This is a genomic window from Pseudanabaena sp. SR411 (genome assembly GCF_002251945.1).
Taxonomy (GTDB): Bacteria; Cyanobacteriota; Cyanobacteriia; order Pseudanabaenales; family Pseudanabaenaceae; genus Pseudanabaena.
This window is the reverse complement of the sequence record NZ_NDHW01000082.1, coordinates 1-14,707: the sequence shown is the minus strand read 5'-3', so window position 1 is coordinate 14,707 and position 14,707 is coordinate 1. Positions and strand designations below refer to the sequence as shown.

The following is a 14,707-nucleotide window of genomic DNA, read 5'->3' as shown; positions in this document are numbered from 1 at the left end:
GCGCTACTATTGGTGATTAATGGAAGTTAGGCAATAACAGGTTTAATTAATTCGATAAATTTTTTCTCGGAGAGGCGATCGCTCAACAAACCTGTAAATGTCCAGATCTCCAACTTTTTCTTGGCGATCGTAAGGGAGCTATAAATTCATAAAAAAGTCGGGGATCTCAATCTCTAACCTTCTAGAAAGCCTTTGGTTGCAGCAATTACAATTTTTGCAACTGGATGATTGATGGCTTCTTCTAGTGCGGTAACGCCGCCTTCTTTGAGAGCATTGACTATTTTTTGTTGAAGTGTGGAATCATTTTTGATGACTTTGAGAGCTTCATTTTTTATAGAGTTTTGTCCCTTTTCGGTGTTGGGATTATATTCATCAGAAAGTTGCTCAAGTAACTCTTTGATTTCTTTGGCGGCTTGGGCAAGGTTTGGAGAATAGTTGTTCTGTATGCCGATGTTGTCACCTGCAACTGTTAGATTGCCTGTGTTAACTTGTCCGACTGAGTTGTGGAAGTTTAAAGTGGTTTCAGAATTGCTCACGGTTTCCTCTTGATTTTGATTAACGTAAATGTTAACAGATGCTGAATTTGATCTTTGGAGTTCAGAACGTTTATCTTCATCTCTATCGTATAGATTTGGCTTTTCGCCTACATCGTCGATTAATCCTAATACATTGACATCTTCATAGCTAATGTCACATTCAACGGTGTATTTGCGGTTTGCGTAGCGGCGTTTGAGGTTGGTGAATTCGTAGAAATGGGGATTTTGACTACCTCCGCAGGTGTTGCAGTTGCAGGGGATGAGCTTTTGATATTTGTCGGCGAGGCGTTTGTAGGAGTTGTGGATTTTGTCGAGTTCGTGGGTGACGATGGTTAACAGGTCGCGCTTGTTTTTGCCAGAGACGCGGATCTTGATTTCGCGTTTGCCGTAGTTTTCGATGACTTCGGCGCGGTTGTTGGCATATTCGCGCTTATGAATGATTACACCGCTACGCCAGACGATTTGGGATTCGATGCTTTCGTGCATGGCGACGATGAACTGGCGTACAAGCCCTTTGGGCATGAAGTCATAGGTATAGCGCAGGATCAGGTTTTCGGATTCATCCCAAGTATATTCGGGTTGGTTTTCGGTGAGGAGTTGGGGGGCGATGTAACTGCCTTTTTCTTGTGGGATTTCGTAGCAGAGTTGAAACTTTTTCATTAGTTCCAATAAGCCGCTATGCATTCCTGTATATTCGTCTGCGCTCCAGATTTGGGCAAGTTCTTTGTTACTGAAGCGTCCATAGTTACGGATTACTTCGGAATTGTCGAGAACGGCGTAGGCAGCATCGGTTCCCCATTTGGGTTTGAGGATCACGGTTTGATAAAGGGGAGACATTTCATCGTCTTGGAAATGCAGACAGATGCCGAGGTCATGCAGATATTCGCTAAGTTGCAATGCGTTTTTACTCTCTTTAAAACCGTTGTCCTTGCAGATTTGCAGATATTCATTGAGGCTGATGTAGTTGCGCGGCTCGTTCTCTAGGGCATGGCGGACTTTGACCCATGTTTTGGGTAGGGTTTGACCGATGTGAGGGAGTTGACTGAGTTGATGTTGGGCTTCGCTCAGGATTTTATCTAAATCGCGGTTGGTGGCGAGATTGGTGGCAAAGACTGCTTTAAAACTGCCAAATTCTCCGCGCAATTGGTTGACATTAATTTCCCGTTGACGGTCTTGTTTTTCGTTTTTGATAATCAGGATCGGGCTGTTGTCGCTGAGGAGTTCGATGACGTTGAGCCAATAGTAAAAGTCGGTGTCTTCTTTGCGGGTGTCGGCAACGAGGAGATAGAGGGAGCGCTTGGTGAGGAAATATTGATGGGTGGAGTGATAGATTTCTTGTCCACCAAAGTCCCAGATATTGACATTGAATTGCTTGCGATCGGTGCGGGGAAATGACCAATGTAATACTTCGATGCCTTTGGTGCTGTCTTCTTCGCAGAGTTGATAATCGGGGTTAATGATTTTATTAGCAAGGGAAGTTTTGCCTGCTCCGCCTTCGCCGACAATTAGGAGTTTTGCTTCGTAGAGATAGTCTACGCCTTCCGCTTCTAGTTGTTGGAAGTATGTACGAATAGCTTCGATACCGTTTTCAACTACTTCTAAGGGTGGTTCTGCGATCGGGTTTCCACTTAAATCTAGATTGAATAACTTAATTAGCTGACAAATCGCTGCTGGCACTTTAGTTATTTGATTATTTCCTAAGTCAATGGATTGGAGATTGGTTAGATTGGAGATCGAGTCAGGAATGGCGCTGAGACTGTTGTCGCTAAGGTCAAGGGATTGAAGATTGGTTAGACTGGCGATCGAGTCAGGAATGGCGCTGAGACTGTTGCCTCCCAAGTCAAGGGATTGAAGATTGGTTAACCTTATAATAGAGTCAGGAATGGTGCTGAGACTGTTGCATCCAAGGTCAAGGGATTGGAGATTGATCAGGCTGGTGATCGAATCGGGAATGGTGCTGAGATTGTTGAATTTAAGAGAAAGGAATTGGAGATTGATTAGGCTGGCGATCAAATCAGGAATAGCGCTGAGTCTATTGTAAATAAGTATAAGGGACTGGAGATTAGTTAGACTAGAGATCGAGTTGGGAATAGCTATAAGACTGTTGGCGCTAAGGTTAAGGGATTGGAGATTGGTTAGTCTGGTGACCGAGTGGGGGAAAGCTCTGAGAATGTTGTCGCTAAGGTCAAGGGATTGGAGATTGTTTAAGCTGGCGATCGATTCGGGAATGGCGCTGAGTCTGTTGGATCTGAGGTCAAGGGATTGGAGATTGGTTAGTCTAGTGACCGAGTTGGGAAAGGTTTTGAGACGGTTGCCACTAAGATTAAGAGATTGGAGATTGGTTAGTCTAGTGACCGAGTTGGGAAAAGTTTTGAGACTGTTAGAGCTAAGGTCAAGGGATTGGAGATTGGTTAATTCTGCTAGTTCAGTAGGTAAAGTCTTGAGACGATTACCTAAAACAGTTCCTTCAGTAATAAAATCTGCATGAGACAAGCGATATCTTTCTTCAGTAATAAAGCGCGCATGAGAGAAGTGAATTGTTTTTTCAGTAATTTTTCCTAAAATCAATTTCTTTAAATTTTTGCAATTTCCGATCGCTGCTGGCAATACCTCAATCCCCTTCCCCGACAGATCGAGTTCTTCCCACTCCTCCCGCGCCGCCTGTTCAATAAGTTCTTCTAATTCCGATGGCAACATAATTTCAAGGAAAAAGTAAAAAGGTAAAAGGAGAAAATTGGATTAGGGTTGGGAGATTGAGATCCCCGACTTTTTCTACTCAAGCAAAAGGAATTTACAAATTCACAAAAAAGTCGGGGATCTGGGCTTTTAGGTAATTATCTATGATTTATTTGTTATTTGCAAAATCTTCTGCCATTTCCGCCATAAAAGGCGATAGGAAACAAGGAAAAAATTGGGATAGCCGAGAAGGGCAATCACGGGGGGATTGCCCCTACTTTAGAAACTACCAAGTAATGTCAGTATAAAGTAAAAATTGATGTTTAGAGAGTGACTATTTGATTGGTGTTCGCTGACTTTTCGGCAGCATTAGCAACTGCAAGGGAATGCAAAATACTCTCATGACTAGTGTAGAGTGGCGTACCTGTAAACAGATGCGAGAGAACATTTTCAGTATCCTTCTTAAATAAACCTCGCGTTGTTCCTGCATCAAGTTCCATTTCTCCATCTGCTGTAACTAATTTCCCCTTATCACCAGAAAAAATTAGCGCTCCTTGACTGCCCTGCAACTCCATAACTCGCTCTGGATGCCAAAAGTCTTCACCTTTACTATAGCTAACATCAGCCAGAACTCCATTCTCAAACTGAAGTTGAGCATTGCAGACACAGGAAGTAAAATGACGTGGTAGATGATCACCCCTATAGCGCAACTGACAAGATACAGCCCTCACCTTCCCAAAAAGAACAATTATTCGATTCAGTCGTGAAACTGCCGCAGTTAGAGGAAATCCAAACAAATCTGGCTTGTATGTCCATTTATCTGGGACAGGACGCTGTGGACTTTTGGTGGAATATCGAGCATAAAAAGGCTTACCAACTTTAGCTAGATGCTCCATTACTAATTGATGCACACCGCCCAATAGTTCAATATGTTCGACATGGAGCATCAAATTTTGTTGCTGGGCAAGTTTTACTAATTCCTCAGCTTCAGCCAGATTAAAAGAAAGAGGATATTCGACAATTACGTGCTTACCCGATCGCAGGGCTTGTCCCACTACCGCCCCATGATCGCGATTGACGTTACAGATCACTACTAGATCAATATCAGAACGCACAACTAGTTCTGACCAATATTGATACACATGGGGAATCGCAAATTCTTGGGCGATCGCCTGTGTTTTTTCGGGATTACCTGCGATCGCCACCACCGTAATACGTGGATCTTGACTGAATATTTCAGCGCGTAATTTGGCAACAAAGCCAGATCCAACAATACCAACTCGCAAAGGTTGATGAGAGATCGCGTAACTAGTCATGATTTGGAAGTTCTCTAATTATGTAAATACATTCTTACGCAGTAGCCCTGCACTCAAGTGCGGGCTAAAAGCTCAAACCCGTTGAAACGGGTTAATTAATAGTATTCTGTAGTCCAATTCAGTGGACTTGAGCTTTTAGCCAAGAACTTGAGTTTTTGGTTTATTTGCATAAGTCCTATACATAATAAAGGCGTCGCGATGCACCGCTTTTATTTTTTCACTTTATAAAAAAAGCGGCGTATTGCGCCGCCTTTTTTTACTTGAGGCGATGCAGTTTAGACGGTGGTAATAGTTTGCGTTCTGGGACAACTTTTTGCCTTGGCGATCGCACATAAAAGATTTTGCGTCCTGTCGTCTCATTTACCCAACGGGCAAAGCGACTCCACACTTTTTCAGATAGATATTTCTGAGCAACGATCGCTAGACCAATAACGACAGCGATCGGGAATACTGAATCAAAGGGATTTCCATCGCGGCTACCCACAAATAGCAGCACAACTGCGGAAATCAGTGCAGAGATCAGTAAAAATTGAAATTTAGACATATATTTCCTACAGTATTTCTATTAAATAAATCGCGCAAAGCGCCATTTACAGCAATTACCGACCAAACCAACCACAAGAGATTTTTCGCAACACTTTCAAAAAACCTCTTGGTTCTGGGTTGAGCGCAAAGCACTGTACCTAACGAGTTTTAAACGTTGTACCATCTTTAGCGATCGCTAGACATTTAGTTATAGCCGTAACACCTATTGATTGCCATGCTTGTTGCATAGCTTGGGCGACTGACTCTATTGTACCCATTGGGGCTAAAGAAAGTAGTGTTGGCCCCGCACCACTGATCACTGTGCCATAGGCTCCTGCGGCGATCGTGGCTCCCTGCACATCCGCCATACCTGTAATCAAACTTTGGCGATAGGGTTGATGCAGACGATCCTGTAGTCCAGCCTTGATCCAACTAGCATTTCCTGACTGAATCCCGTGCGTTAACAATGCCAAATGTGAAGCGTTAAAAACTGCGTCATGCATGGAAAATTGTTTTGGCAAAACCTTGCGTGCTTCGGCGGTCGATAACTCGAAGGCAGGTATGGCAACGGCGATCGCAATATCTTCATGCCATTGCAAATCACAAAATTCCCATCCCCCCACTTGATTGGAAGCCATCAGTTGACATCCGCCCAACATCGCAGGAGCCACATTATCAGGATGTCCTTCCATCTCGATCGCAAGATCTAATAAAGCCATGCGATCGAGGGGCGATCCTGCTAACAGATTTGCGCCAAAAATGCCGCCCACAATTGCTGTTGCGGAACTGCCCAAACCTCGCGACAGTGGGATGGCTGTATCTGTATGAAAGGCGATCGCTGGAATGGGGCGATCAATATGCTGATAAAACTTAGCTATGCTTTGATATACAAGGTTGGTTTCGTCTCGTTCCACCTTGTCTGCGCCTTCCCCCGATGCAGTGATGGTTAAACGATCAGCGAGGGAAAATTCAAAACGGTTATAGAGCGATAGGGCTGCCCCAAGGCAGTCAAATCCAGGACCAATATTAGCAGTGGTGGCGGGAACGGAAACTTCAAAAATGGTCATATTGAACAACTAGAATATGTGGAGCAGTTTTTTGTGGTTCGGCTTCGCCGAACCACAAAAAACTGCTCTTTATTTTAAGAATGCATCAATTTTAGTAGCTTCTTGCAAACTCCGCTTGATGCAATCACCTAAAGCCACACCGCCAATAAAGTTGGCACTGATATACAAGCCTTGAGATTTTTGTAATTCTTTTTCTACCGTCGCAAGGCGGTCTAAATGTCCAATCTCGTATTGAGGAATGGCTTTATCCCAAACATGGACTGCGATCGCCTTCGGTTCGGCTTTTGTATCAGGACGCAGGATGGTTTTCTTGAGATCTTGATGAACGGCAGCAATGATTTCAGGTTCTGATAGCTTAGCTAAAGCAGGATCGAGCGTGCCGCCGATAAAGTTTAATAACAGTTGCCAACCTTCAGGGGCGCGTCCTGCAAATAGACTGGATGACCAGATTGTGCCTAGAGTTCTCACGCCTTGAGTGCGGGGAATGAGATTGCCAAATCCTTTCATGTCATAGGCAAATTCGCTCTTAGGATATGCCATCACTACACAGGCTACAGTCGGATAAAAAATCTCGTTTAAGGCTTGGCTAGCTGCTGGTAGATAGTCTTGCAATAGCTTAGCAGTGACATAGGCGGGGGTACTGAGTACTACCGATCGCGATCGCACCGTTTCTTCACCCGTAGGCGTATCAAACTTAGAAATATAGATTTCGTCTTGCTTTTCTAGCGATCGCAAAGTCCATTGCTGCTTGACGGCTGTACCTTGATCTCGCAATTTCGTGGCGATCGCCTCAGGCAACATCTTAATCCCTTGCCGAAATGAACCCAATTCACCAGCTTTAACTTTAGGAATATTGGGATCACTCAGCTTTTGGGCTTTACGTTCCTTTGCCGAAAGAATCGCGCCTGCGAGCAAACCGTTATAGCTATTTTCTAACCGAAAGATTTTGGCAAAGGCTGCCTTGGCACTGAGTCGTTTAGGATCACCTGCGTATACACCTGAGATAAACGGTGCAACTAATCTTTCAACCGCTTGTTTACCTAGAAGGCGCGAAAAGAATTGATCAACGGATTCTTCGCCAGCCATTGCGGGACGCGCAAAGCCGATCGCACCTAAAGCCAGACGAATTTTGCCTCCCCAAGTCAAAATTTTGGAGGCGATCGCTGTCGGTGGACTCATGGGTAAAGCGTTTAACTTGCCATTGAGAAAGACAAAACGGGGCAATTTGCCATCAGCTAATACCAATTCGTCCTTTAGTCCCACCTGTACTGCTAAACGCAATAGCTCAGGCGCAGGCTGAAAACTATTTGGACCCTCTTCCCATTGATAACCTTCATCATTTTTAGCGCTGGTGATCGCACCGCCCACCCGATCCTGTGCTTCCGCAACCAAGACGCGATATTTTTTGGCGATCGCCAGTTCATGGGCGATCGTTAAGCCTGATATCCCTGCGCCAACGACAAGAACATCTAAGGGTTGATTGGTTGCAGAGGAAGGTGTTAGGGACATAACTAAAAGGACTTAAAGGCAGCAATTTTCAGTCTAGTACAACAAAGCTCCTATAGTTCGGTAAAAGCTTTATTTAGAATTGTGCAGCCGCCATAGGCGGCTTGTTTATACTGAGTGCTGAAATAAAGCGTTTAAATACACTTTGGCAGTACTGCGATAGCTATGGGATGCATTGTGGGATGTGCCGTGGCGATCGCTACCACCATTTTGCAACAAAAACAAAGACAAAGCAGCAGCAAATACACGATCCTGATCCCAGTCAGGATGTGACTCTAGGTAACTTTTGAGGGTTTCGTGCAATTCTTCAGGAATCTCTGCCAATATACTGACGGTCGTACTCATGCTGAAACCTCAACTCTTAAACAAGTTTGATAGAAGTGACGCAACCATTTTTCAGAGGTCGGGCTTTAATTGTGCGTGCAACTAGCTGTTCTTGTCAACGTAACGAAGTGTTAAGTATTGATGATAAATAAATGAAACCAGCTTGATAGAATCAGTATTTTAGGGTGATTTGATTTACATATCTTAATAGTTAAAGGGTCTTAAAAGTTTTCCCAAGTGAAATGCTCATTCTATTAACGAATCCTTAACCAGTAAGGCGGCAGTATTTTTATCGTCAAAAGCACCTGTGGAAAACTAACAGTTATCTGTGGAAAAAGTCGCGATATCTGTGGAAAAGTCTGTGGAAAACTTTTGGGGATCTAAGTTGAAAATTATTTTTTTCTTAATATTTATGGCGATTTATACATCAGCAAAAACCGACAATTTACGTTACTTTACGTTTTTTGCCGCTAATGACTCAGCCAATTTTCAGGAACAACGATTAATGTTGTGCCTTGTCGCCTCAGAATAATGACTTTTTGTTGAGCCGCGATCGCGATTTGTGGATTATCACATTTTGCTTTCCACGAACCGCCTTCATAATGGACTCTTCCCGTTTCTCCAGCGGGGATTTCCGTAAGCGTAACCCCTTCACTCGCCTCTTTCAGTTGGTGTGAATCCTTGGGAATAAATCGTCGTGAAGCCACTGCTAACATTGCTGAGATCAGCATCCAAGCAAGGATTTGCAAGGCAGGAATCGGCAAAATCAGCGCGATCAAACCTACTAGTAACGCAGCTAAGCCCATTGCCCCAGCAATCAAAAAGGTTGGCAATGGCACTAGCAACTCAATAATGCAAAGGGCAATACCGATCAGTAGCCAGACTTGACTAGGTAGTAAATTCATTGCACACCTGATTTATCAGAATTATCCCAAAACACAGTTTTTTTAGCGCAAATTCGTTGCGCCACAAAAACTGTTCTTTATTTTACTTTCTTCCTACCACAGGAATTAGTAATGCGTAGCTTCACCGCGCGCTACTAATTCTTAACTGTAGCCTCTGTCTCAGGGGCTATTTCTGATTTAACAATCGTGCTACTGGGTTTGGGGCTATTGATTTTGATTTTTTGAGAGTCCAGTTCTTTTTCGCGTTTGAAGCGAGCATCTTCTGGCGCAGATTTAATCACTTTATTGCGAGCGACTTCTACCGTTTCTGGTAATTTAGGGTGATCGCCTGCTGTCGGTTCGCTAGGACGTGAATTAGTTGCCGTTGGTGCAATTGAGTCCAAATTTGGCGCATTGGATAGCAACCCACCTAAACCATTAATCAAGTTGCGAATATTACTACGCAGTTTCGGATCTCCTGTCAGTTCATCGAGATCAGCGGTAATTTTCTTGGCATTGGCAAAAGTCGCCCTAGCCGAGTCTAGAGTTTCGCGTAACGCTGTGATGGTAGCAGGATCGTTTAGTTCACCCGATACTTTGCGGAGGTTCGCCGAGGTTTCAGCAGCATTTTCAGCTAGCTGCTGTAAATTGGCGATCATCTTGCCATCATTTAATAAAGGTTTGGCACTGGCTAGCAGCGATTGTGCTTCTTTGGAAGTAGCCGCAATCCCATCAAGGGTTTGGGCTAGTTTTTCGCGATTAACCTCAATCAAGTCTTGGGCGCTATTTGCCACATTGCCCACCTTAGTCGCCGCACCACTAATTGCGTCGGCTGTGTCGCCAAACTTAGTAAGTTGATTTTCAAAATTGCCAACTAATCGATTCGCTGAATCTGTCAGTTTTTGGATGCTTTTAGCTGTTGTTTTAGCCGCAATTAAGGATTCATTGAGGTTATCGACGAGATTTTGATCATTGATTTTGCGTAAGGCTGCACTCGAATCCTTAAGTAAAGCAATGAAGCTCACACCACGCACACCGTCAATCTGCCCACCCTGACAAATAATCAAATCAGCATTGCAATCCTTAGCGATCGGATTCATCTGTGGATCAATGGCTACTTTATCTTGAGGCGGAAAAATATCAATATTGGTATTGCCCAGAAAACCACTTTGGTTAGTCTCAGCAACCGATTGCTTAGGAATAATCAATTTAGGATTTTCAATACTTACTTGCACATCAACGCCTTCAGTTTGAGCGGTCAGAGCTGTTACCCGTCCCACTTCCACACCACGAAATCGAACCACTGAGCCAGTATTTAATCCACTTGCATCAGCTATTTTGATCGTAAACGTAAACTTAGAACTACTGAGTTGCAACCCGCGCAACCATAGCAATGCGCCCCCAAGCGCCACTACTCCACCAATGATAAATAAGCCAAGCGCACCGTCGCGTAATGTTTTTCGCTGCACGAGCCTTATACCTCCCTAGTCAAAAGTTGAATTGGACCTTCAGTACTGCCACTAAAAAATTGTCTGACATACGGATTGTCGGCAGTATCAATTGTACTCACGTTTCCTGCATAGCGCACCGATCCACGATAAAGAACGATCAAGCGATCGGCTGTACGGCGGATCGTGCTGTCTTGGTGAGTAACGACAATATAGCTATCACAGACCTGTTGCTCTCGGAGCGATCGCATTAGGTCTTCGATAATGGTCGAAGCCACAGGGTCAAGTCCTGCGGTTGGTTCATCATAGAGCAGCACTTTTTTGGTTTGCGTTTTGGCGGTGGGGTCATCCATAATCGCACGGGCAAAACTCACCCGTTTTCTCATCCCGCCTGACAGTTGGCTCGGATAGCGATCACTAATGTTATCTAAACCCACCATGGCAAGCTTATGTTCGACCAGTCGATAAATCTCGCGGCGTGACAAGCGGGAATGCTCAAATAACGAGAATCCCACATTTTCGGCAACCGTAAGCGAGTCAAAGAGGGCGGCATTTTGAAATACCATCCCAATACTTAAGCCGTAACCTCCTTCTTGGATATCATCTTCAGATGAAACAAGGTTGCCATTGATGTATAACTCACCTTGGTCAGGGGCAAGTAGTCCGCAAATAATGCGTAAGATTGTCGATTTACCAGTACCAGAGGGGCCAATGATGGCGATCGCTTCACCTGTATGCACAGTGAGATCAACACCATTTAATACGGCATTAGATCCAAAACTTTTATGAATATCACGCAGTTCTAGCAAGGGTGTGACCACATTGCTACTATTTTTGATCAGAGATCGGACTGGCTCCATCGACATGTATTTCTGATTGAAAAAATCGCTCTACCAAAAACTAACATTTTTTCAGAAACTTTTCCTAAAAAAACTCTAAATCAGCAATTTGCATTACAAAGCCCAAAGACAAAAAATCTAAACGTGGCAAAATCTCTCTATACATTTCCATACAACAGTCTTACCTACTAAACAAGTGATCGTCTAAGTTGCGATCACTGCTTTTTGAAATGTGTCTGCAATCTTTCATAAGGGCTAAAGCATGATCCACAAACTCACCTTTTTTTAGATGTACTCCTTATAATTTGGTCTGAGATTAGCGATTATTCACATTAGAATCTACAAAAGTCTTTATCAGTAAATGGACAAGTTTTATTAGCTATTGGGTTACCTCTAAATGAAACAACTTTTAAATTTATTAAAGATTGTAACGTCATAATATCTGTAATCTGATTATATTTTAGAAAGAGTTTTTCAAGTTTTGTCAGAAACCTTAAAGGGCTTATATTAGAGATTTGATTGCGATTGGCACTTAGCGCAATTAAATCTGTCATATTTCTTAGAGAACTGATATCAGTAATACGGTTACCAGTAAGTCCAAGAATAGTTAATTTTGTCAGACTTCCTAGTGGCTTAATATCTGTGATCAGGTTGTCAGAAAGATAAAGATCAGTTAATTTTGTCAGTGATTGCAGTGGAGTAGTATCGTAAATCCTATTTTTATCTAAATTAAGATTATTTAAATTTAAGAGAGAACTCAATGGATTAATGTCTGAGATCTGATTGTGATTAAGTTCAAGAGTTTTTAAATTTGTTAGGTATTGCAAATCTGCAATGTTAGAAATTTTGTTTTTAGGTAGGGATAGAACTTCTATACTAGGTAGCAATTTGATTGGACTCAAATTTTGGATCCCTACGGCTCTAATTTCCAGTCGTTTGGAACGCATGATATTTGTCTCTGCTTGAGAACAACTAGATGTTTGAGCATATTTTAGTATGCTTTCAATCGTAAGTTTCACCTCTGGGGACAAATTGTTTCTTTCCTGGCAAAGATCGACAAAACTGATAGCTAAAGCCGATGATGATATCGCAAAATAGTTGAAGCCACTAAAAAGAATAAATTTGGCAATTGATTTAATCATAGTTTGCTATATATGAATTAACTTTTACTGAATTTACCAAGGATTACCAGCTAAAGCAAATGATGCCCAGTACATAGGATGATTATAATTGCTTGTTAGCATAGCAATTTGTGCTGTTTGTAAAGCCTTTGTCTTTGGCAAGCCATTCCCAAGTAGTTGTTGGTAAAAGCCTGTCATGACTGGCACTGTGCCATCATCGCTTACATCCCAATAAGAAGCGATCGTTGACTTGACTCCAGCAACCAATGCTGCTCCAGCCATTCCATAACTAAAATTATCATCTAGGAATGTCTGACATGCGCTAAATACGAGTAGATCTTTATTACTCAATCCTTTCAACTGTCGAAGTTCTGATGCAGATATTTCATTGGACTCTTTACTAGAGTTAATTGTTCCCAAAACAACAGCATTTTTTCGTCCATGAGTGGCAAGATGAATTATGGGTGCATCATTTTTAGATATTAATGTTTGGAAGTTTTCTTTAGAGAATTGACTGTTCAAATAAATTGGACTGTGTCTAACATTAGGGGAAGTTTGCAACTCAATCTGAGCAATATTCTCAAGCTCTGCTCTAGTACCCGGCAAAGCTGACCAAGATGTTGGTATTTGATCTTTTACAAATCCAAACGATGTAGCACCCATTTTTAGAACATTAGCGCTTTTAAGAGAGGTATATTTATCTTTTTCAATAACTTGAAAGCTGGGAGTAACAGAACTGCTGAAGTCCTGCACTAAATGCCTGCCAGTCGTCTGAGTCTGCTTGTCGTATAAAGCAGCTAAAGGTATAGTGCGAAATAGACTGTCATTTGAGAAGATTAAATTATTGACCTGATATGGAGATAAAGCATCTTTAATCGGTCTGAAGATCAAATCATATAAACGTGAGGCCGAATCTTTGTAATCTTCACTACTAAAATCTTGTAAATCGGTCTTAAAGTCAGTAGCAGTATCTTTTACAGTAAGACCTTGATATTGACCGTTAATTAATGGAATAGTTCTGTAGATAACATCGCTTGTTGAAGTGACAGCAAACAGATGTAGACTTGTACCTGACGGGTTATTTAGCGTTGTGCCTGACAAAAAGGTATAAATCATCGCTGACTTTGAGCCTGTGGCAGTATCACCAGCATTCAAGAAATTCTTGATTGGATTTACAGAATTTAGCTGTGGCACTGTGGGACTAGTATTGCCTTGACTCTGATAGAACTCAATTGTTCGCAAATTGTCCAGAGCAACGATTGCCTGCTCATACTTTCCTAAATTAATTAAGTTTTGAACTTTATTTGAATCAACAGGAGCAAAACTGTTAGTCGTAGTTGGAGTTTCAGCAGGAATGGTTCTAGGTTTTGAGAGACTCGACGCAGGAATATCTGGAGTCAAAATTCTGATATTGCCATCAACATAGGTTCCCGTGACGATAGTTGTAGTGAGCAGACTATTCTCAACACCATTCGCATCCTTCCCACCACCGATCGCACCCTTAGTCCCATTGTAAGTAGCATCACCCACTGCAAAGAAAGTACCAGTCGATCCAGACTTGCGGTTAATTGTAATTCCGCCATTTTTAGTTGCACCAGCAGAATAGATACTATAATCAGTGCCATTCTGTGAAAGCGAATTAACAATTTTGATTGACTCACCACCCGCATCAATCGTGACATTACCAGCCGCGCCATTTTGAGATGAAGTAGTGATACTCCCTGACTCAATATTGCCAGATGTTGAAGTTAGTTTGACAACACCACCATTCCCAACTATATCTCCACCCATTCTCGAATTAGCAACAATATCACCCACCTTAATATCCTCTACGGATTTAAGAGTGACATTGCCAGCTTTACCGTTATTAGCATAGGTTGAGATTTGCTTACCATTAGTATCAATCTTGCCTGTCTCACTTGTAAGTTTAATCGAACCACCCACACCTCCTGCATAAGATTCAGCATATATATCATTCGTGACAATATCACCATACGCACTCAGAATTACTGATCCTCCATTTCCATTCGCTCCAATGGCACTGATATATATACTGTTATCAGGAATAACCGTATTATTTGTGGTGTTGATTTTTCCTTGAGTGCTTACTAGTGTGATATTGCCTGCTTTTCCATATGAAGTAGAGCGAATACCTAACGTTTGTATATCTCCATTGGCAGATAGGTTAATATTGCCCCCATTTTCATTGCCAGAAGCATTCAATATCCCTATTTCAATGAAAGTACCCGCTTTAACGATGATATTCCCAGCATCATAAATAGAACCAGAAGCACCAGCAGAAGAAAGTCCAGCTTTATCAAAATTGATTTCACGTTGGCTCGTTAGTCTACTCCCTTCCCGCTATAAGATCAGTGAATTAATGAAAAGATAAAATCCAGTGTTTTTCGTAATTGTATTTTTGAGAGAAATTGACTGGATTCAAAAAACTGCTCTAGCTGATTAGT

General features: G+C 42.4%; 11 protein-coding genes. All 11 read right to left on the bottom strand.

Annotated elements, in window-relative coordinates; genetic code table 11:
* Positions 1–173: 173 nt before the first annotated feature.
* Positions 174–3,233: a COR domain-containing protein gene (locus B9G53_RS07265; protein ID WP_094530685.1), complete on the bottom strand. Its 3,060-nt coding sequence runs from the start codon at positions 3,231–3,233 to the stop codon at positions 174–176.
* A 302-nt stretch (positions 3,234–3,535) separates the two neighbouring features.
* Positions 3,536–4,528, bottom strand: coding sequence for a Gfo/Idh/MocA family protein (locus tag B9G53_RS07260; RefSeq protein WP_094530683.1), 993 nt, complete (start codon positions 4,526–4,528; stop codon positions 3,536–3,538).
* 256 nt (positions 4,529–4,784) lie between these two features.
* The gene (locus B9G53_RS07255) at positions 4,785–5,072 is read right to left on the bottom strand and encodes a hypothetical protein (protein ID WP_094530681.1); all 288 of its coding nucleotides are present in this window, start codon (positions 5,070–5,072) and stop codon (positions 4,785–4,787) included.
* Between the two features lie 139 nt (positions 5,073–5,211).
* Positions 5,212–6,120 carry a homoserine kinase gene (thrB, locus tag B9G53_RS07250; RefSeq protein ID WP_094530679.1) on the bottom strand — a complete coding sequence of 303 codons (909 nt, stop codon included), beginning with the start codon at positions 6,118–6,120 and terminating at the stop codon, positions 5,212–5,214.
* Positions 6,121–6,189: 69 nt separating this feature from the next.
* Positions 6,190–7,629: a protoporphyrinogen oxidase gene (gene hemG / locus B9G53_RS07245; RefSeq protein WP_094530677.1), complete on the bottom strand. Its 1,440-nt coding sequence runs from the start codon at positions 7,627–7,629 to the stop codon at positions 6,190–6,192.
* Positions 7,630–7,734: 105 nt separating this feature from the next.
* Positions 7,735–7,971, bottom strand: a complete 237-nt coding sequence (locus tag B9G53_RS07240) for a DUF2811 domain-containing protein (RefSeq protein WP_094530675.1) — start codon at positions 7,969–7,971, stop codon at positions 7,735–7,737.
* A gap of 449 nt (positions 7,972–8,420) precedes the next feature.
* The gene (locus B9G53_RS07235) at positions 8,421–8,855 is read right to left on the bottom strand and encodes an NfeD family protein (protein WP_094530673.1); all 435 of its coding nucleotides are present in this window, start codon (positions 8,853–8,855) and stop codon (positions 8,421–8,423) included.
* A 134-nt stretch (positions 8,856–8,989) separates the two neighbouring features.
* On the bottom strand, positions 8,990–10,303 hold the full coding sequence (locus tag B9G53_RS07230; protein WP_094530671.1) for an MlaD family protein: 1,314 nt from the start codon (positions 10,301–10,303) through the stop codon (positions 8,990–8,992).
* Between the two features lie 5 nt (positions 10,304–10,308).
* The gene (locus B9G53_RS07225) at positions 10,309–11,142 is read right to left on the bottom strand and encodes an ABC transporter ATP-binding protein (RefSeq protein WP_176453137.1); all 834 of its coding nucleotides are present in this window, start codon (positions 11,140–11,142) and stop codon (positions 10,309–10,311) included.
* A 311-nt stretch (positions 11,143–11,453) separates the two neighbouring features.
* Positions 11,454–12,263, bottom strand: a complete 810-nt coding sequence (locus B9G53_RS07220; RefSeq protein ID WP_094530669.1) for a leucine-rich repeat domain-containing protein — start codon at positions 12,261–12,263, stop codon at positions 11,454–11,456.
* A 33-nt stretch (positions 12,264–12,296) separates the two neighbouring features.
* Positions 12,297–14,465, bottom strand: a complete 2,169-nt coding sequence (locus B9G53_RS07215) for a CHAT domain-containing protein (protein WP_094530666.1) — start codon at positions 14,463–14,465, stop codon at positions 12,297–12,299.
* Positions 14,466–14,707 lie beyond the last annotated feature (242 nt).

Bases quoted from the DNA above. Each gene is read 5' to 3' on its own strand.
- B9G53_RS07265 (WP_094530685.1), bottom strand. From the start codon at position 3,233: ATGTTGCCATCGGAATTAGAAGAACTTATTGAACAGGCGGCGCGGGAG.
- B9G53_RS07260 (WP_094530683.1), bottom strand. From the start codon at position 4,528: ATGACTAGTTACGCGATCTCTCATCAACCTTTGCGAGTTGGTATTGTT.
- B9G53_RS07255 (WP_094530681.1), bottom strand. From the start codon at position 5,072: ATGTCTAAATTTCAATTTTTACTGATCTCTGCACTGATTTCCGCAGTT.
- thrB (WP_094530679.1), bottom strand. From the start codon at position 6,120: ATGACCATTTTTGAAGTTTCCGTTCCCGCCACCACTGCTAATATTGGT.
- hemG (WP_094530677.1), bottom strand. From the start codon at position 7,629: ATGTCCCTAACACCTTCCTCTGCAACCAATCAACCCTTAGATGTTCTT.
- B9G53_RS07240 (WP_094530675.1), bottom strand. From the start codon at position 7,971: ATGAGTACGACCGTCAGTATATTGGCAGAGATTCCTGAAGAATTGCAC.
- B9G53_RS07235 (WP_094530673.1), bottom strand. From the start codon at position 8,855: ATGAATTTACTACCTAGTCAAGTCTGGCTACTGATCGGTATTGCCCTT.
- B9G53_RS07225 (WP_176453137.1), bottom strand. From the start codon at position 11,142: ATGGAGCCAGTCCGATCTCTGATCAAAAATAGTAGCAATGTGGTCACA.
- B9G53_RS07220 (WP_094530669.1), bottom strand. From the start codon at position 12,263: ATGATTAAATCAATTGCCAAATTTATTCTTTTTAGTGGCTTCAACTAT.